Below are 19287 nucleotides of genomic sequence, written 5' to 3'. Positions count from 1 at the left end.
GAAGTTTAACTTTCCATATGACTATTTTTTAGTGCAAGTACTACATAATAGCGAACACTATCAAAAAACCCAGCACAAGGCTGGGTTTTTCTTTGCTATTTCGTTTGTTTGCTAAAAGCTTAAGACAGCTTCTCGCGGATACGTGCAGACTTACCAGAACGCTCACGCAAGTAGTACAGTTTCGCGCGACGAACCGCACCACGACGTTTGACTTTAATGCTGTCAACTAATGGGCTGTGCGTTTGGAAAGTACGTTCTACACCTTCACTGTTTGATACTTTACGTACGGTGAACGCTGAATGCAGACCGCGGTTACGAATACCGATAACCACACCTTCAAACGCCTGAAGACGCTCGCGGTTACCTTCTTTTACTTTTACATTTACAACAACAGTGTCACCTGGTGCAAACTCAGGTAAATTTTGTTTCATCTGCTCTTCTTCAAGAGCCTTAATGATGTTTTGGCTAACTTTTGCCATTTTCGTATCTCCTATCCTAGGTAAACTGTCCGCTATTCGCCGGATGACTGTTGCTCGATAAACGCTTGCAACAATGTTTCCTGCTCGTCAGTCAGAGCTAGGCTATGAATTAATTCTGGTCGTTGCAGCCAGGTTTTACCCAAAGACTGCTGTAAACGCCAGCGACGTATCTTTTCATGGTCACCGCTTAATAACACCGGCGGTACCTGCTGCTCATTATAAATTTCCGGTCGAGTATAGTGCGGGCAATCCAGTACACCGCTGGCAAAAGAATCTTCTGCCGCAGAGTCCTGATGTCCTAACACTCCGGGAATTAAACGTGAAACCGCGTCAATAAGCACCATTGCCGGTAACTCACCACCGCTTAATACGTAATCCCCTATCGACCATTCAGCATCAACGTATTGTTTAATAACACGTTCATCAATGCCTTCGTAACGGCCAGCAATCAAAATCATTTGCTCATTGTTGGAGAGCTGTTGCACTCCGCTATGATCAAGTTTTCGCCCTTGTGGTGACAAATAAATAACAGGAGTATCCTCTCCCAGGCTTTGTTTTGCTGCGTTGATAGCATCCACAAGTGGCTGCACCATCATCAACATACCCGGACCACCGCCATAAGGTCTGTCATCAACAGTCCGGTGACGGTCATGAGTGAAATCACGAGGATTCCAGACACTCACTGTCAGCAAACCATCCTTTATTGCTCTGCCGGTAACACCGTAATTGGTGACTGCCGCGAACATTTCAGGAAACAAACTAATGATACCGACCTGCAAAGGTTTGCTCATCAAAAGTCCGACGGCCATTCAACCTGAATCCGCTTTTCTTCCTTGTTAATCTCAGTGATATTTTCACTTTGGATAAAAGGAATTAACCGTTCAGATTTTCCGAATCCGTCATTGCTGTTTGCCTTTACAACCAACACATCGTTTGATGCGGTGGGCATAATTTGTTCAACCACACCCATATCATAGCCATTGGTGTTTACTACACGCATACCAATAAGGTCACGCCAGTAAAATTCATCATCAGCTAATGCCGGTAACTCATCTGCAGTAATACAAATATCCGCTCCGGTAAGGCGCGCAGCCTCATCACGATCGGATATGCCTTCTAAGCGGACGATTAGTCCGTTGTTGTGGTGTCGCCACTCAACAACTTCCAGTTCGCGCTCAGTTTTCTGGCTGAGTAACCAAGGGCTGTATTCAAATATCGATTCCGGATCATCAGTAAATGACTGCACTTTCAACCAGCCTTTGACGCCATACACCGCACCAATGCGGCCAACGACGATCTTTTCTGACTGCTGCATCACTCACCTACCTGAATCAATTAATGCTTACGCCGCAGCGCTTGCATCTTTAACTAATTTAGCAACACGATCAGATAACTGAGCGCCTTTGCTTACCCAATGCTCAATACGGTCAACATCAACACGAAGTTTTTCTTCCTGACCACGAGCTACAGGGTTAAAGAATCCTACTTTCTCGATGAAACGACCGTCGCGTGCATTGCGACTGTCAGCAACTACCATTTGGTAGAAGGGGCGTTTTTTCGCGCCGCCACGTTGTAAACGAATGGTTACCATTGCGTTCCTCAATATAACTGTTTTGTAAATGTAAAAAATAGCAAAGCCCTCCGACAGAGTCGGAAGGCTCGGCAATTCTACTGATTTTTACTGCAAATGCAAGCTTGACGCGCTTTTTCCTAACGTCCGGGGAACATTCCTGGTGGCATCTTCCCGCCCATGCCGCGCATCATTTTTTGCATGCCGCCACCTTTCATTTTCTTCATCATTTTTTGCATCTGGGTAAATTGCTTAAGCAGCTTGTTCACATCCTGAACCTGCGTGCCCGAACCCGTTGCAATGCGGCGTTTGCGAGAACCCTTGATGACATCCGGGCGTAAACGCTCTTTCGGTGTCATTGAGTTAATAATGGCTTCCATACGCAAGGTCATTTTATCGTCCATCTGACCTTTCATTTGCTCAGTCATTTTACCCATGCCCGGCATTTTGGTCATTAACCCCATCATGCCGCCCATTTCGCGCATTTGCACCAACTGGTCACGAAAATCTTCCAGTGAAAACTGGCCCTTTTTCATGACTTTTCTGGCAACTTTCTCTGCTTTCTCTTTATCGACTTTCTGTTCAACGTCCTCAATCAGAGAGAGCATATCGCCCATGCCGAGAATTCGCGATGCGACACGGTCAGGATGGAAAGGCTCCAGAGCGTCGTTTTTCTCACCAACACCCAAAAATTTGATAGGCTTACCGGTAATATGACGAATCGATAAAGCCGCACCACCACGGGCGTCACCATCGGTTTTAGTCAGAATAACACCGGTTAAGGGTAATGCTTCACTGAACGCTTTGGCGGTATTTGCCGCATCCTGACCAGTCATAGCATCAACCACAAACAGCGTTTCAACAGGGGTGATGGCCGAGTGCAGTTGCTGAATTTCCTGCATCATGTCTTCGTCAATCGCCAAACGACCCGCGGTATCCACTAACACCACATCAATAAACTGCTTACGTGCCTGTGCAATAGCGGCATTGGCTATATCAACCGGCTTCTGCTCAGTCGAAGAAGAGAAAAACGCTACACCAACCTGCTCAGCAAGAGTTTCCAGCTGTCTAATAGCCGCCGGACGATAAACATCGGTACTGACCACCATCACTTTTTTCTTTTGTTGCTCAGTCAGGTATTTGGCCAACTTACCCACGCTGGTAGTTTTACCCGCACCCTGCAAGCCCGCCATTAGAATAACAGCTGGGGGTTGAGTGTTTAGCTGTAATGGTGTGTTGCCCTCACCCATCGCAACTTCCAGCTCAGACTGAACAATTTTTACGAAGACCTGCCCCGGAGTCAGGCTTTTATTAACCTCGGTGCCCACGGCCCGCTCTTTAACTTTAGCAATAAAGTCTTTCACCACAGGCAAGGCAACATCGGCCTCAAGCAGCGCCATGCGAACTTCGCGCAGAGTTTCTTTAATATTGTCTTCGGTCAGCCGGCCTCGACTGCCAATAGAATGTAGCGTTTGCGACAAACGTTCCGATAAATTCTCAAACATGTCGATCGTCTCTTATATTGCAATTTCTGACGGATGGTTATGAAGGCAGTATATCTGATTTGCAAGAAAGTTTCGCCCCGTAAGTATTGGGTTTGGGCGACTGACATCGTATACTCAATTCACGAACTACAAGAACCAGGGAAGTCGAGCGCGTGATGCTCTCTTTATTGTTGCTAATCAGCTTATTGGGTTATAGCGCCAGCGCTTTTGTTATTCTACAAAATATATTAAAAAACAAAGCGTTTCATCCAGCTTATCAAATCATACCTGCCGCATTGGCGGTCGTTGCGCATGGCTGGCTTATCCTGCTGCAACTTTCCAAAGACGATTTTGATCACATTAATATCTCCTCAAGTTTGGCCATTGTGGCTTTTTTAATAGCAACCTTAACCTTATTAAAAAATAATCAAGCCAGTAATCTGTTTCTGAAGCCGGTTATTTATTTGTTCTCCGCGCTGACAACACTGCTGCTGGTATTTACTCCGGCTGACTGGGGTGCGGACATAAGTACCGGACACGGATTAGTTTTTCATATTACTTTGTCATTGGTTGCTTACGGTATTCTCGCCCTCGCGACTCTCTACGCATTACAGACAAGTTATTTAAATAGAGTCTTAAAAAATCGAAAAGGCCATATGCTGTTAAGCAAACTGCCACCATTAATGACCGTGGAGAAATATTTTTTTAACTTACTGGCTCTTGGTACTTTCGTTTTATTTCTTGCACTTGGTTCCGGTTATCTTTTCCTGGACGACATGTTTGTTCAACAGCAGGCTCATAAAACCATTTTAACCAGCGTAGCGGCTCTGTTGTATTTACTCGCCGTTGTTCTGCACCGGACATCAGGTTTACGCGGACGCATTATTGTAGTGATTACCGTGCTTGCCACCACCTTATTAACATTAGGTTATTTTGGCAGTCGGTTCGTCAAAGACTTTCTCTTATCCTGAATGACACTTGACTTCATAACTGAGAACTCTACATTGTCACATTCACAGATTAATTAAGGAACAACACGTTGGACGAGATATCGACGAGCCTGTTGCTCGTGATTTTAGCTGTACTGTTATTTTTATCCGCCTACTTTTCAGGTTCCGAAACAGGCATGATGTCTATCAACCGGTACCGGCTACGCCACTTAGTGCAAAATAATCACCCAGGTGCCAAACGTGTCCAGTATTTGCTTGATCGTCCCGATCGCTTAATAGGTTTAATTCTTATCGGTAATAACCTGGTCAATATTGGGGCGTCTGCTATCGCGACAATTTTATGTCTGCGCTGGTTTGGTGACGCCGGGATCCTTATCGCCACTTTAGGTTTGACCTTAATTATTCTGATTTTTTCTGAGGTCACGCCGAAAACCATTGCAGCACTGCACCCTGAGCGTATTTCTTTTCCCAGCTCTTTAATTTTACTGCCTCTGTTGAAAATCATGTATCCCATTGTTATTGGAATGAATTTCATCACAAATTCTTTTATGCGCACGCTGGGCGTAAACCCTAAACAATCACAGATGGCTGATGCTTTAAGTTCAGATGAGTTACGCACCGTAGTTAATGAGGCCGGGAATTTAATTCCGACCTCGCACCAGGAAATGCTGGTCAGTATTCTCGATCTTGAAAAAGTTACGGTTGAAGACGTTATGATCCCCCGTAACGACATTGTGGGCATTGATATTAGCGACGACTGGAAATCTATTGTTAAACAACTATCAAACGGTCAGCACACCCGAGTACTGCTTTATCGTAACGAAATAGATGACGCGATCGGCTTTCTGCACGCACGCGATGTCATGCGCTTAATGAGTAAAAATCAATTCACCGCTGACAAATCCATATTAGTCCGTGCTGCGCGCGACAGCTACTTTATTCCGGAAGGCACGCCGCTCAACGTTCAACTATTGAAATTCCAGCGTCGCAAAGAACGAATTGGTCTGGTTGTCGACGAATACGGCGACATTCAAGGTCTGGTTACCCTGGAAGATATTCTGGAAGAGATTGTCGGCGACTTCACTACGTCTATGGCTCCGGCTCCGAGTGACGCTGTTACTCCGGAAAGCGACGGAAGCTTTTTAGTGGACGGGTCAGCCAACTTGCGTGAGCTTAATAAGGAAATGGATTGGGAGTTTCCGATTGATGGCCCCAAAACACTCAGTGGTCTTATTATAGAGCAGTTTGGTGATATTCCGGATGCACGCCTGTCGCTTCGTTTAGGCGGTTACCCGGTAGAGCTTGTGGAAATTGGCGACACCATGATCAAGCAAGTCAGGGTCGTACCTAAGCTTTACCGGGAAGCCAAAAATCACTCTAATGACTAGCCAAAGAATAAGCGCCACAGCCAACCATGTTTTAAGTCCTCTTCACACTTATTAAGCTGCGCAGCATAAGTCATAGAGCGGCTTTTAACGACTCGGGAAACCTTTACCAGCCAGGGCTTTTTTAAATAAGACTTACGCTGGTAGCCTCCCCAACCCTCATGATAATTAAGATATTGGCCGTAGGCATCCCACTTCGATACCCCATTAATTTTATACGTTTTTGCAATAAACCAACCCATAAAGTCTATTGCGTCTTCAAAATCATCGCGACTTGCCCAGCCATTACCCGTTTCTCGTTGATAATCTTCCCAGGTCATGGTCTTAGCCTGAGAATAACCGTAGGCAGAACTTACCCTCCCCCAGGGAATAAAGCCTAATAGATAGTCTCGTGGTGGCAGGGCATTATGTTTGAATGAGCTTTCCTGATACATCATTGCCATGGGCACATGAATAGGCACCCCCCAGCGTTCACGAACATCGATAGCAGCATGATACCAGTCGCGGTGCTCTGCAAAAATATGACAGACGTTCTCAGGATTAGCCGGTGGTGGCGTAGCACAACCGGTTAAGGTCACTAATAATACAGCGCTGGCCAATACTTTAGGTTGGATTGGGAGAAAAAGTTTTATTGCCATTGAACTTTATTCACTCATTTAACTCTCAGTAATTGAACACAAGTTGTTGCTGAAAAATGCATTCATGTTCATCCCCTGAACGTTTTATTTAACGCAGTCCTGACGGGCTGCGTTTTTTTATGTGTATCAGTCAGACTGTTGACCCGTTAGTGCGGCCTGCTTAAAATAATTTGTCAGGAAGGTATCAAAATCAACTTTATTATCCTGCAAATAACGATCTTCGAACGCTTGCTCTGATTCCACAGCCCATTTGGCAAAATCTTGCGGTTTGTAGTAGCTGAGCGGCTGGTTGTTCAGCTGGTCGTGGTATTGCTTCGCAAGTTGCATACCTAAACTGCTGTTATCCCGATTTTCTTCTTTAAGCAAGCCTAGAATTTGGCCCGACAAGGTTCTTTCAGGGTTCAATACCCACTCATATAAGTCAGCTAAATGATTTTGATAACGCTTATTACCCGCACTGTCATCTAAAGCTTTCGCCAACGGAGCGAAATCAGCAAATAGCTCTTCCAGCCAGTCGGCCATTAAACGCTCATTACCATTTTGCTGCAAATTTAAGCGCGGGTCACGACCCTCCATGACCACTTTAGTAAAGTTTTTATCGGCCTGTTGCTGTTGTTCCCAGCTCATCTCATTACTTGGTTGCAACAAACAATACAACAGCATCAAATCAAGAAAGTGCATCTGCTGCGCCGTAATACCAACATCGCTGAATGGGTTTACATCCAGAGCCCGAATTTCAACATACTCGACCCCGCCCCGCTCTAACGCCTGACTCGGTGTTTCTCCGTCACGTGCGGTCTGTTTTGGTCGAATAGGTGAGTAAAACTCGTTTTCTATCTGCAGAATATTATCGTTAAGCTGGCGGTAATCGTCGCCTACTTTCACACCAATTTTCGAAAACTGCTGAGACCGGGTAGTAATCGCCCGTCGCAATCCGGACACATATTCCTGTAAGGAATTGTAGGTTATCTTAAGCGTTGCCTGCTCTTTGTTGGTATAACCCAGATCACTCATTCGTAATGAGGTGCCATAAGGTAAATACACCGTGCCTTTTCCTACCGTATCAAAATTCCATTTTTGCAGAATTTTTTCGTTATTGGTCTGGCAAAAAAACGATTTACACAAAGCCGGTGAAGCGCCGAATAAATAAGGAATGACCCAGGCAATGCGCTTAAAGTTACGAATCAGAGCAAAATAACGTTCGGTGCGGAAATCCTGGCTATCGCTAACGCCCTCAATTTCAGACAGCTCTTGCCACATATCTTCAGATACCGAAAAATTATAGTGAACTCCGGCAATGACTTGCATAGTAGCGCCATAACGATAAGTCAGCCCCCGGCGATAAAGGCTTTTCATTCGCCCGGAATGTGAGTCGCCATATTTCGCAATACGGATGTCATCATCGGAGCCGATATAACACGGCATGCTCATTGGCCACAGTAATTCATCACCAATGGCCTTATACGTTACCCGGTGAATATCACGAAGCTGTTCCAGCGTTGTTTCAATATCGGTTGCAACTGGTGTGATAAACTCCAGCAGGTTCTCCGAATAATCGGTCGTAATAGTTGGATGAGTTAAAGTTTTTCCCAGCTCCTGCGGGTGATCACCAAGAGCCAGCGTTCCATTTTCTTTTATGCGCAAAGCTTCACGCTCAATGCCACGTTGAATACCCTGCCAAACTGCTGATTTTCCCGATTGCTTAAGCTTTTCGATGACTGCTTGAAATGTTGCTTGCAAAAGACAACTCCATTCACTTATACGGATGTTTTTCTGGCGATTAGCTTACTGGTAATTCGCTCAAAGGTCTATGTTTGTCGCTGTTAATTTACGCACATAACTTGGCGATTCAGGCTCAACGTGGCAGACTACATGCCGTTTATATAACCACTCGGTTACGGATTAACCATGAATTCATTCTGGACATTTTTACAGCTTATTTTTGTCATTCTTCAGGTCACCAGTCTGGCATTATATGCACTGCTGCCTGCTCCCTGGAGCGACACAGCTCTAGTCGCAATGATCCTGTTCAGTTTGATCATTGGTATTGTCATTTGGTGGTGGTCCCGTCGCAATGCGTTAACCGCCCCTTTTCGCCAGCCCTTTTTATCATCCGACTCTCTGCAGTTGTTCGAGCAAGTATTTAATGACCTGCCGACACGGGTATATTGGCGCGACCCGCAACTTAAGCTACTCGGCGGAAACCAGGCTTTTGCTGACGATTTTGGTATTGCCCCTGAGGCTTTAGCAGGCAAATCAGATGCTGAAATCGAGTCGCTTGCCAGCAATGACGTTTTACTGGAAAGAGATAAAGAAACCTTTAGCCAAAAAGCACCTTCTGTCAATGCAGAGCTAGAGCTGAAAGTGGGTAGCAAAATCCAGTGGGTAGAGCATTCCAGTGTTCCGCTTTACGACGATGACCATAACATTATCGGTATTCTTGGTAGCTACTACGATATTTCCGGCATAAAGTCGGTTGCTGAAGAAATGGAAAAAGCAAAAGAAACGGCTGAGCGCGCCAATCAGTCTAAAGGTGAATTCCTGGCCAATATGAGTCATGAAATTCGAACCCCGATTAACGCCATAGTTGGCATGGCAAACCTATGCCTTAAAACCGAGCTGACCCAAAAACAAAAGCGCTATATCAAAGTTATCGATTCGTCATCACAAGCTTTGCTGGGTGTTATTAACGACATTCTCGATTTTTCAAAAATTGATGCGGGTAAACTGACCGTTGAGCGTATTCCTTTTGACTTGCAGGATGTCTTAACTTCACTCGCTGATATGTTTGCTTACCGTGCTTACGATAAAGATCTGGAATTCATCATTAACTTGCCGGCGAATATACCCACGCGTTTAATTGGTGACTCGCTGCGGTTAAACCAGGTTCTGGTCAACTTAATTAGCAATGCGATAAAATTCACTGAAGATGGTGAAATCAATGTCGCCGTTAACTTGCTCGACAGCTCCCAAGACAGTGTTCTTCTGCGCATCGCCGTAACCGATACGGGCATTGGTATGGACGAAGAACAACGGGCTAACTTGTTTAAAGCCTTTACTCAGGCAGACACTTCTACAACCCGAAAATATGGCGGGACCGGCCTTGGCTTAGCTATTTCCCGCCGGCTCATTTTACTCATGGGCGGCGATATTGGTGTTACCAGTGCCGAGGGTCAGGGCTCAACGTTTTACATCGAAGTAGAACTGCCACTGCAAAAGCAACAGGACAACAGCCATCATCAATACCTTCTGCAGAAGCTCAGCGGTGTCCGCATTCTCGCAATTGACGATAATTTAAGTACCCGCGAAATGCTTTATGAAATGCTGCGCAGTTATCAGGTCGACGTTAAGGTTTGCCGTACAGGCGAGCAAGCGCTTCAGGTCTTTCAGCAGTCTGTTGAGGAAGATACTCCTTATCAATTGGTTTTGGTGGACTGGCGTCTACCGGGTATGGACGGTCTGGAATTTTGTCAAAAAATTACTGAACACTACTCCGATGATGTTCGCCCTAAACTCACTTTGGCTACCGGGTATTATGCCGAGGAGTTATCGGAAAAAGCCAGGCAGGCAGGCGTCAACGATATCATTCCGAAACCTTTTACCGCCTCAACCTTAGGGCGAAGCCTGACCTCAACCTTATTTCAGCGTGAACTGCCCGATGAGAACGATATTAACAGTAGTGACAGCATTCCGGAAAGTATTCTGCGGGCGCCAATTTTGGTCGTAGAAGATAATGAAATTAACCAGCAAGTTGCTCACGAGATTCTCTCCAGTCATAAATTTACAGTGGATATAGTGGAAAATGGTCAATTAGCTGTCGAGGCGGTTCACAACAAGAATTACTCGGTGGTGTTAATGGACATTCAGATGCCGGTCATGGATGGTCTTAAAGCAGCTCAGACAATACGTGCCGACTTTAATTATCAACAACTGCCTATTCTGGCAATGACGGCCAATGCAATGAGTGGCGATGAAGAGCGCTCGCTCGCCGCAGGCATGCAAGGCCATATTGCGAAACCGATTGATGAAAAACAACTCATTAAAGCGATTATAAAATGGGCGGTTCCGGGTGATTACACCAATAATCAGCCACCAGAAACCCCCGCTGAGCCAAAACAAGATGAGGCGACGAAACCTCCGGTTCGTATCCCGCAAGTGAAGGGCATTGAATTTGAAACAGCACTTAAGCGCTTACAGTATAATGTTGAGCTTTACCTCAAGTTAGCAGAGCAATTGCATGAAACCTACCAGGGTAGTGCGACTAAAGTTTCTGACTTTATTACCCGCGGGCAGCATGAGAGTGCCCGGCGCTATTTCCACTCCCTGAAAGGAGCGGCCGCAAACCTCGGTTTTACTCAGTTGCAAAGCAAAGCGGCTGATCTTGAGCAATTTATGGCAGATGGAAATATTGATAAAGTGGCCGATCAAATTACTGAATTGGAAAAACGTTTACGTTATGCTCATCAGGCGGCTGTCGACTTAGAAGCTATTCAGCAACATCAGTCTTAAGGAATTGCAATGACCCGGTACTTTTTTATTATTCCGTTACTACTCAGTCTGATTTGGTTGCTGTACTTGCGCGCTAACGGCTGGAGTATCAAACAAGGTTACAAAGGTTTTGTGTATATTGCGGTAATAAGCGCTGTCATCGCCGCTTTTTACACGGCGATGATGTTCCTGACCGGACGTTAAACTAAAGCCAGTAAAACGCCCGCGGCGACTGCTGAGCCCAGTACTCCGGCGACATTAGGTCCCATAGCATGCATCAGCAAAAAGTTCTGCTGGTTAGCCTGTAGTCCAACTTTATTAACCACCCGCGCTGCCATAGGTACAGCTGATACTCCGGCAGCACCAATCAGCGGATTAATCGGATCTTTACTCAACTTACCCATCAATTTCGCCATTAAAATACCACTGGCAGTGCCGATAGAGAAGGCCAAAGCACCTAATACCAGAATACCTAATGTCTGAAAGCTGAGAAACTGATCCGCCTGTAATTTAGAGCCAACCGCCAAACCAAGAAAGATAGTCACAATATTGATCAGCTCGTTCTGAGTCGTTTTAGTTAAACGCTCAACGACACCGGACTCCCGCATCAAATTACCTAAACAGAACATACCAATCAGCGGCGTCGCTGACGGTAAAAACAGCAAGGTTAATCCTACGGCGAGCAATGGGAAAAAAAGTTTCTCCCGCCGCGCAACCGGCCGCAATTGCTCCATCTTTATTTCACGTTCAGCCTGAGTCGTAAAAAGCTTCATGATGGGCGGCTGAATGATGGGCACCAGCGCCATATAAGAATAGGCTGCTACCGCAACAGCACCCAGTAGATCAGGCGCCATTTTAGATGCAATGAATATCGCCGTAGGCCCGTCGGCGCCCCCAATAATCGAAATAGCGGCGGCATCTGACATGGTAAACTCTATTCCGGGTATTGCATTTAAACCGACAGCGCCGAATAACGTTGCAAAAATACCAAACTGAGCGGCGGCTCCCAGAAACAACATTTTCGGATTCGCCAGTAAAGGTCCAAAATCGGTTAGTGCCCCCACTCCCATGAAAATGAGCAAGGGAAACATGCCGGTATCAATACCGACATTATACACGTAGTAAAGAACCCCACCCGGTTCAGTAAAGCCACCGAGAGGAATATTGGCAAGTATTGCCCCAAAGCCAATAGGTAACAGTAATAAAGGTTCAAATTTCTTTGAAATTGCCAGATACAATAACAGCCCGCCAACAATAATCATGCTGAGCTGGCCGAACGTCATTGCGGCAATGCCAGTGGTTTCCCATAAAGTTTGTAACTTATCCATATTATCCTACCGTCACCAAAGCATCGCCAACGGTAACTGCATCACCTTCTTTCACATGAAGGGACTGAACCTTTCCGTCTTTCTCCGCTTTAATATCGGTTTCCATTTTCATCGCTTCCAACACTAATACAACATCGCCGACTTTAACCGTCGTACCTTCTTTGGCAACAACCTTAAATATATTACCGGCAAGTGGGGCTTTAATCGTTTCGCCGCCTGGGGTTGACTCATCAGCATCATCTGACGGTTCGTCAGATGATGCTGGCTTCACAGAGTCTAACTTACCGGTTGGTCCAACTTTGACATTATATCGTTTACCATCGACCTCAACGTCGTATTGTTCAACGCCGCCAGTCGTTGCCGGAGCTTCTTTTTCTTGAGTTTCAGCTTTCTGTTCTGCTTCTTCACCCGGTACAGGCTCAAAAGCCTCCGCATTATCACGATTTTTCAGGAATTTAAGCCCAATTTGCGGGAATAAAGCGTAAGTTAAAACATCATCAATCACATCATCGGCTAAGCGAATATCTTCATCTGTCGCTTTGTCTTTAAGCTCTTTCGTTAGCGCATCCAGCTCGTTATCCAACAAATCAGCGGGTCGGCAGGTAATGGCCTCTTCACCATCCAGAACCCTTTTCTGTAAGTCTTTATTCACTTCGGCTGCAGTCGCTCCATACTCACCTTTTAGAACCGCCGCTGTTTCTTTAGAAATATTGGAATAACGTTCACCGCTCAATACGTTCATAACGGCTTGCGTTCCAACTATCTGCGAGGTTGGCGTAACCAGAGGTATAAAACCAAGGTCTTCACGTACTTTCGGAATTTCCTCCAACACCTCGTCAAACTTATCCAGAGCGCCCTGCTCTTTTAACTGGCCTTCCATATTCGTCAGCATCCCGCCCGGAACCTGAGCAAGAAGGATACGCGCATCGACACCTTTAAGAGAACCTTCGAACTTCGCGTATTTTTTACGAACCTCACGGAAGTAAGTGGCAACCTCAGCCAGATCCGGCAGTGACAAACCGGTATCCCGATCGGTACCTTCTGTCATTGCTACTAAGGTTTCTGTTGGCGAGTGACCATAGGTCATGCTCATTGATGAAATTGCTGTATCCAGCATATCAATGCCGGCATCTATCGATTTTTGATAGGTAGCCACACTCAGCCCGGTTGTTGCATGGCACTGCATAGCAATGGGTAAATCCGTTTTTTCTTTCAGTGCGCTCACTAACTCATAAGCGTCGTTGGGTCTTAACAAACCCGCCATGTCTTTAATAAAAAGAGAGTCGCAGCCTAAATCTTCTAATTCTTGTGCCATAGCCACCCATTTATCCAGGGTGTGCACTGGGCTGACCGTGTAAGCCAGCGTCCCCTGGGCGTGGCCATCCACATCTTTTGCTGCTTTTATTGCCGTTTTTAGGTTACGAACGTCATTCATGGCGTCAAAGATACGAAAAACATCCACACCATTTTCTTTGGCGCGTTCAATAAAACGCTTTACAACGTCATCCGCATAATGGCGATAGCCTAGCAGGTTTTGACCTCTTAGCAGCATTTGCTGACGGGTATTTGGCATCGCCTTTTTCAGTTCGCGAATGCGCTCCCAGGGGTCTTCACCCAAGTAGCGAATACAAGAATCAAAGGTCGCTCCCCCCCAGGATTCCATTGACCAATAGCCGATTTTATCGAGCTTTTCAGCAATAGGTAACATGTCTTCCAGGCGCATACGCGTTGCCAGTAGTGACTGATGAGCGTCACGAAGGACTAACTCTGTCAGTAGCAGGGGTTTACTCATTGTGATTTCTCCTTGTTATTCGCTGCTTTTTTATCCTTGCGGTAATGATGAATAGCAGCTGAAATTGCGGCCAGTACCGCAGGAGGTGCGGTATCAGAGCTTTTATCTTCAGGTGTCGCTTGAGTGTTAGTGACAGCTTCGGGTGCCGGGATAAAGCGCTTCATAACGCTCATAGCGACGATCAATAAGAAAAGAAAGGTAATGACTGCGCCCATACCAACCAGCATGAGTTGCGCAGCTTGACTGAGCAATTCCGACACGAAGCACTCCTAATTGATTGCTAAGGTATTGTTATAAAATTATTAAATACTATGGTAGCAAGTCACGCAAGGAGATACAGCAGTAAATAGTGGGTATTCAATGATTGAATGCGGTTAAAAATTAAAGGGGGGTATTAAGAATGGCGCGCTCGGGAGGACTCGAACCTCCAACCGCCTGGTTCGTAGCCAGGTACTCTATCCAGTTGAGCTACGAGCGCGTATTCAGGTTGGTAACAATATGGCGCGCTCGGGAGGACTCGAACCTCCAACCGCCTGGTTCGTAGCCAGGTACTCTATCCAGTTGAGCTACGAGCGCGTACTGTTACTTCAAACGACTGGCGGAGAGGGAGGGATTCGAACCCTCGATAGGGCTACAAACCCTATACTCCCTTAGCAGGGGAGCGCCTTCAGCCACTCGGCCACCTCTCCAAATCGTTGTGGCGTGAATTCTAGCGATGTTGGCAATAATGTCAATCGCTTTTTTAAAAACTCACGTCTAAGTGTGGGATAATTAACCATCTCGCATGATTTTTCTGCAAAACGGTCGAAAACATAAAAAAAGACCGGCTTCCGCCGGTCTTATCTAATCATTTACTCTGGTTCTTGCTCATCGTCTTTTTCAGACTGAATACGCATATAAATTTCTTCGCGATGAACGGAAACGTCTTTCGGGGCATTAACACCAATACGTACTTGGTTTCCCTTAACGCCGAGAACGGTGACCGAAACATCATCACCTATCATTAATGTTTCACCTACACGGCGAGTTAAAATTAGCATAAATTGCTCCTTCAATACTGTTCCGATTATTACCGCGAATATCGAACTTTTCCCTGAATTGTGACACGCAGTCTACCAATACTGAGAGCGATTACACTATAACGAAGCTCATAATTACTCGTTACTTTTTCAACCAATGCAGCAATAACTACAGTTGTTGCTGCAACCAAGTCGTAGCCGTTGCCAAAGCCTCATTCAACTGTTCAGGGAGTGAACCACCAGCCTGAGCCATGTCCGGACGCCCTCCGCCCTTTCCACCAACTACATTCGCAGCCTGATTCACAATATCTCCTGCCTTAACTTTAGACGTTAAATCGGTAGTCACGCCAGCTATTAAACTGACCTTATCACCATTTGCAGTTCCTAATAATACGATACCTGAACCAATTTGGTTCTTCAGATCATCAACTAATCCACGTAAAGATTTAGGATCGGCCTGATCCAGCTCAGCAATTATTGCTTTGACACCATTAATATCAACGGCCTGAGCCATTAACCCACCACCAGCTTGTTGCGCTAACTTATGTTGCAGCTGTTCATTTTTACGTTCTAACTCCCGGAACTTCTGCTGCAGTTGCTGCACTTTATCTGCCACAGAAGTTGGTTCCGTTTTTAATTCGCCGGCAATTCGCTGCAATACGGCTTGCTGTTGCTGAGTATGACGTATCGCCGCCTGCCCGGTTACCACTTCAATACGACGCACACCTGAAGCAATACCACCTTCTGAGGTTATTCTGCATAAGCCGATATCACCAGTAGCTTTCACATGCGTACCACCACAAAGCTCCATGGAGAAATCGCCCATCCGCACAACCCGTACTTGCTCATCATACTTTTCACCAAACAACGCCATAGCGCCAGCTTCTTTTGCTTCGTCAATAGCCATAAGCTGTGTTTGCAGCGGCAAGTTTGCACAAATTTGCGCGTTCACTTCGCGCTCTAACTGAGCCAGTTGTTCATTCGTTACCGGTTCAAAATGCGAGAAGTCAAAACGCATTTTATCGGCCTCAACTAACGACCCTTTCTGCGTAACATGCTCACCTAACAAGTTTCTGAGAGCAGCATGCAGTAAGTGAGTCGCTGAATGATTCCGTTTAATATTTTCCCGACGCTCTGAATCAATTTCAGCTTTTACACTGTCGTTCAGCTTAACGTCAGCTTTAGCGACACCGTGATGGGCTATTGCCTTACCAATATACTGGGTGTCTGTCACTTCAAATGCCGGGCCATTAGAAACCAAAACACCTTTATCGCCAATTTGACCACCGCTTTCTGCATAAAAAGGGGTTTCCGATAAAACCACAAGGCCTGTTTCTCCGGCCTCTAATTGCTCTACCGGCTGACCTTCTTTGAATAATTCAACCACTTTGGCCTGCCCGGCAACGTTATCGTAACCGGTAAATTCGGTTTTATTTTCAGATTTAAGCTGTTGATTATAGTCCATTCCGAACTGCGAAGCCTGTTGCGCACGCTGACGCTGCTCTGACATAGCCTGTTCAAAACCTTGCTCATCAACTGTCAACTCATGCTCGCGGGCAATGTCCGCAGTTAAGTCGACCGGAAAACCATAAGTATCATAAAGTTTGAACACAACGTCGCCCGGTATCACCTGGCCGCTTAGCTGCGTTATTTCATCGGACAAAATAGCCAAACCACGTTCAAGCGTTCGCGCAAATTGATGTTCTTCACGCTCAAGAGCATCTTTAATTATTTGCTGTTTCTGCTTTAATTCCGGATACGCATCGCCCATCTGGCGCGCAAGTTCGTCAACTAATCGGAAAAAGAAGGTATCTTTAGCACCCAACAGGTGCCCATGCCGCACGGCTCTGCGTATTATCCGACGCAAAACATAACCACGACCTTCATTTGACGGCATCACACCATCGGTAATCAAAAATGAGCAAGAACGAATATGATCAGCAATAACCCGCAAAGATTTATTATTAAGGTCATCAGTGCCAATGATATCCGCTGCCGCTTTAATCAGAGCCTGGAATAAATCAATTTCATAATTGCTGTGCACGTTCTGCATAATGGCGGAAATACGCTCGAGCCCCATACCGGTATCGATAGAAGGATCCGGCAATGGCTCCAGGGTCCCGTCAGCCTGACGGTTATATTGCATAAAGACCAGATTCCAAATCTCAATATAACGGTCGCCGTCTTCTTCTGGTGTACCCGGAGGTCCACCCCAAACTTCCGGACCATGGTCATAAAAAACTTCAGAGGATGGACCACAGGGACCGGTGTCCCCCATAGACCAAAAATTGTCTTTTTCACCAATCCGGGAAATACGATCTTCCGGTACGCCGATATCTTTCGCCCAAATGTCATAGGCTTCATCATCTTCGGTAAAAACCGTAATCCAGAGCTTATCAGCCGACAACTTCAACTCTTTAGTTAGAAAATCCCACGCATACTCAATAGCCTGCTTTTTGAAGTAATCACCAAAGCTAAAGTTCCCCATCATTTCGAAGAACGTGTGGTGACGAGCAGTATAGCCAACATTTTCTAAATCGTTATGCTTACCACCGGCGCGCAAACAACGCTGCGCTGCAGTCGCTTTATCATAACGGCGCTTGTCAGTACCCAGAAAAACGTCTTTAAAGGGAACCATCCCCGCATTCGTAAACAACAGGGTGGGATCGTTACCGGGAATCATTGATGCTGAAGGCACTTTTTCATGACCCCGTTCAGCAAAGTAATTTAAAAATGCATCACGAATTTGGGCACTATTCATGCTCATGTTGAGTCCTACTTATCTTAACTGGGTGACTTTAGGTCAATATTTTAATGCTTTAAGACTATCACGAAGTAGCCGTCTAGCCTAGCGTCGTGGTCGATTGACACAAGCGAAAATTTGCTCAGGAGTAAAACCGCGTTGTTGTAAAAAGCGCACTTGTCGGTTCCACGCTTTTTCATCTGCCGGGTCGTCATCTCCAAATTTTTTCTGCTTAAGCTGAGCACACAATTCAAACCAGTCAATTTCCATGGATTCGAATATATCTTCAACAGTTTCGGTTGAAATGCCTTTTTGTTGAGTCGCCTGCGCCAGAATTTTCAGCTTCCCTTGCTTTTGCCCTACTTTCTCGCGAATAAAACTGCCTGCAAAACGTTCATCACTTTGCCAGCCTTCCTGGGTTAGCTCATCGACTACACGCTTAACCATATCTGCCGGCCATTGCTTCTGTATGAGTTTACGCTTTAATTCAGTACGGCTTTGCTCACGCATCGCTAACAGCCTGAAAGCGCTGTCGCGCAGCTCTCCTTCGTCATATTCTGAACTTTCGTCCATGGTCTATACTCCAACAGCTCACTATTCAATTTAGTCTAAGGATGCTTAATATGACTTACAGCCACTCAAAATCAAGGTTTCTCTTAATCAGCCTTGCTTTCCTTGCCACATTATTTGCAACTGTCGCTCAAGCCAGTGAGCGGATAGTATCGACATCCGGTACCGGTAGTGTATCGGCTATTCCCGATCAGATGTCACTGACATTCTGGATTGAGCAACGCGGTAATAAACTCAGCTCTCAAAAAACTGTAGTCGACGAAACAACAAAACGTCTGATAAACGATTTAAACCGCAAAGGTGTAGAAGATAAAGACATCCGTTCCTACCAGCTACAGATTTCCCCCCGCTACCAGCGAAACGACGACGGTAAGACCGAGCAAAATGGGTTTGTTGTTCAACGGGAAGTACAAGTGACTTTGTCAGAGCCGGAAAACTACGACAGCATTATCGATCTTGCTTTGACGCGCGGAGTCACTCGTGTTGGTCGGGTAAAATTTGAAATTAGTCACCAGCAAGACCTATATGAACAAGCACTTATTAATGCTTACCAGCAGGCAAAGGCGAAAGCAGAGCGCCTGGCCGCCTCTGCCGGGCTTAAGCTCAGCGACACATTAAGCATCACCGAACAATCAATGTCACGACCGGTCATGATGCAAATGGCTGAAGTGAGTAGCCGCTCAGACAAGGTATCTTTACCGGGTCAGCAAACGATTGAAGCACGTGTTGACGTCTCGTTCTCAATTCAGAATACGGCAAATGATGACAATTAAACCATTGCTATGCTGCTCACTATGGGTAAAATGAAGAAAACTTCAACATTTTCTTAACAGTTAGGTTC

At 45.8% G+C, this 19287-nt stretch carries 18 protein-coding genes and 3 tRNA genes; 5 read left to right on the top strand and 16 right to left on the bottom strand.

Annotated elements, in window-relative coordinates:
- Positions 1-119: 119 nt before the first annotated feature.
- The 5 genes from rplS to ffh all read right to left on the bottom strand — a co-directional run bounded on the left by rplS (position 120) and on the right by ffh (position 3554).
- On the bottom strand, positions 120-479 hold the full coding sequence (rplS, locus tag L8G48_RS10040; protein WP_248264471.1) for a 50S ribosomal protein L19: 360 nt from the start codon (positions 477-479) through the stop codon (positions 120-122).
- A 32-nt stretch (positions 480-511) separates the two neighbouring features.
- Entirely contained in the window at positions 512-1258 is a 747-nt protein-coding gene (gene trmD / locus L8G48_RS10035) for a tRNA (guanosine(37)-N1)-methyltransferase TrmD (protein ID WP_248264681.1), read from the bottom strand.
- 11 nt (positions 1259-1269) lie between these two features.
- A complete protein-coding gene (rimM, locus tag L8G48_RS10030) occupies positions 1270-1794 on the bottom strand; it encodes a ribosome maturation factor RimM (RefSeq protein WP_248264680.1) in 525 nt (174 codons plus the stop codon).
- A gap of 27 nt (positions 1795-1821) precedes the next feature.
- Entirely contained in the window at positions 1822-2070 is a 249-nt protein-coding gene (rpsP, locus tag L8G48_RS10025) for a 30S ribosomal protein S16 (protein WP_011234962.1), read from the bottom strand.
- A gap of 119 nt (positions 2071-2189) precedes the next feature.
- The gene (gene ffh, locus L8G48_RS10020; protein ID WP_248264470.1) at positions 2190-3554 is read right to left on the bottom strand and encodes a signal recognition particle protein; all 1365 of its coding nucleotides are present in this window, start codon (positions 3552-3554) and stop codon (positions 2190-2192) included.
- Positions 3555-3709: 155 nt separating this feature from the next.
- On the opposite strand from ffh, the gene L8G48_RS10015 reads away from it, so the two are divergent.
- Entirely contained in the window at positions 3710-4504 is a 795-nt protein-coding gene (locus tag L8G48_RS10015) for a cytochrome C assembly family protein (protein WP_248264679.1), read from the top strand.
- A gap of 68 nt (positions 4505-4572) precedes the next feature.
- Entirely contained in the window at positions 4573-5871 is a 1299-nt protein-coding gene (locus L8G48_RS10010; RefSeq protein ID WP_248264469.1) for an HlyC/CorC family transporter, read from the top strand.
- On the opposite strand, the gene L8G48_RS10005 is transcribed toward L8G48_RS10010, so the two are convergent.
- Together L8G48_RS10005 and gshA are read right to left on the bottom strand one after the other, a co-directional pair.
- Positions 5868-6506: a transglycosylase SLT domain-containing protein gene (locus L8G48_RS10005; protein WP_248264468.1), complete on the bottom strand. Its 639-nt coding sequence runs from the start codon at positions 6504-6506 to the stop codon at positions 5868-5870. The genes L8G48_RS10010 and L8G48_RS10005 overlap by 4 nt on opposite strands.
- A 126-nt stretch (positions 6507-6632) precedes the next feature.
- Positions 6633-8246 carry a glutamate--cysteine ligase gene (gshA, locus tag L8G48_RS10000; RefSeq protein ID WP_248264467.1) on the bottom strand — a complete coding sequence of 538 codons (1614 nt, stop codon included), beginning with the start codon at positions 8244-8246 and terminating at the stop codon, positions 6633-6635.
- A gap of 168 nt (positions 8247-8414) precedes the next feature.
- Between gshA and L8G48_RS09995 the strand changes: the two genes are divergently transcribed.
- Together L8G48_RS09995 and L8G48_RS09990 are read left to right on the top strand one after the other, a co-directional pair.
- The gene (locus tag L8G48_RS09995) at positions 8415-11015 is read left to right on the top strand and encodes a response regulator (protein ID WP_248264466.1); all 2601 of its coding nucleotides are present in this window, start codon (positions 8415-8417) and stop codon (positions 11013-11015) included.
- Between the two features lie 9 nt (positions 11016-11024).
- Complete coding sequence (locus L8G48_RS09990) at positions 11025-11198, top strand: hypothetical protein (protein ID WP_167468592.1); 174 nt, start codon at positions 11025-11027, stop codon at positions 11196-11198.
- Here L8G48_RS09990 and L8G48_RS09985 read toward each other — a convergent pair.
- The 9 genes from L8G48_RS09985 to L8G48_RS09945 form a co-directional block, all read right to left on the bottom strand.
- Positions 11195-12322: a sodium ion-translocating decarboxylase subunit beta gene (locus tag L8G48_RS09985; protein WP_248264465.1), complete on the bottom strand. Its 1128-nt coding sequence runs from the start codon at positions 12320-12322 to the stop codon at positions 11195-11197. The genes L8G48_RS09990 and L8G48_RS09985 overlap by 4 nt on opposite strands.
- Position 12323: 1 nt before the next feature.
- Complete coding sequence (oadA, locus tag L8G48_RS09980) at positions 12324-14114, bottom strand: sodium-extruding oxaloacetate decarboxylase subunit alpha (RefSeq protein WP_248264464.1); 1791 nt, start codon at positions 14112-14114, stop codon at positions 12324-12326.
- A complete protein-coding gene (locus tag L8G48_RS09975; RefSeq protein ID WP_248264463.1) occupies positions 14111-14374 on the bottom strand; it encodes an oxaloacetate decarboxylase subunit gamma in 264 nt (87 codons plus the stop codon). The genes oadA and L8G48_RS09975 overlap by 4 nt, the downstream gene beginning before the upstream one ends.
- 141 nt (positions 14375-14515) lie before the next feature.
- A tRNA-Arg gene (locus tag L8G48_RS09970) sits at positions 14516-14592 on the bottom strand.
- A gap of 21 nt (positions 14593-14613) precedes the next feature.
- Positions 14614-14690 (bottom strand) — tRNA-Arg (locus L8G48_RS09965).
- Between the two features lie 20 nt (positions 14691-14710).
- A tRNA-Ser gene (locus tag L8G48_RS09960) sits at positions 14711-14803 on the bottom strand.
- A gap of 162 nt (positions 14804-14965) precedes the next feature.
- Entirely contained in the window at positions 14966-15154 is a 189-nt protein-coding gene (gene csrA, locus L8G48_RS09955) for a carbon storage regulator CsrA (RefSeq protein WP_248264462.1), read from the bottom strand.
- A gap of 148 nt (positions 15155-15302) precedes the next feature.
- Positions 15303-17900 carry an alanine--tRNA ligase gene (alaS, locus tag L8G48_RS09950; protein ID WP_248264461.1) on the bottom strand — a complete coding sequence of 866 codons (2598 nt, stop codon included), beginning with the start codon at positions 17898-17900 and terminating at the stop codon, positions 15303-15305.
- Between the two features lie 81 nt (positions 17901-17981).
- Positions 17982-18449, bottom strand: coding sequence for a regulatory protein RecX (locus tag L8G48_RS09945; RefSeq protein ID WP_248264460.1), 468 nt, complete (start codon positions 18447-18449; stop codon positions 17982-17984).
- Between the two features lie 50 nt (positions 18450-18499).
- Between L8G48_RS09945 and L8G48_RS09940 the strand changes: the two genes are divergently transcribed.
- On the top strand, positions 18500-19219 hold the full coding sequence (locus L8G48_RS09940; protein WP_248264459.1) for an SIMPL domain-containing protein: 720 nt from the start codon (positions 18500-18502) through the stop codon (positions 19217-19219).
- Positions 19220-19287 lie beyond the last annotated feature (68 nt).

Source organism: Idiomarina aminovorans (assembly GCF_023155095.1).
In the GTDB taxonomy this organism is placed as follows: Bacteria; Pseudomonadota; Gammaproteobacteria; order Enterobacterales; family Alteromonadaceae; genus Idiomarina; species Idiomarina aminovorans.
This window is presented reverse-complemented; position numbering and strand designations above follow the sequence as displayed.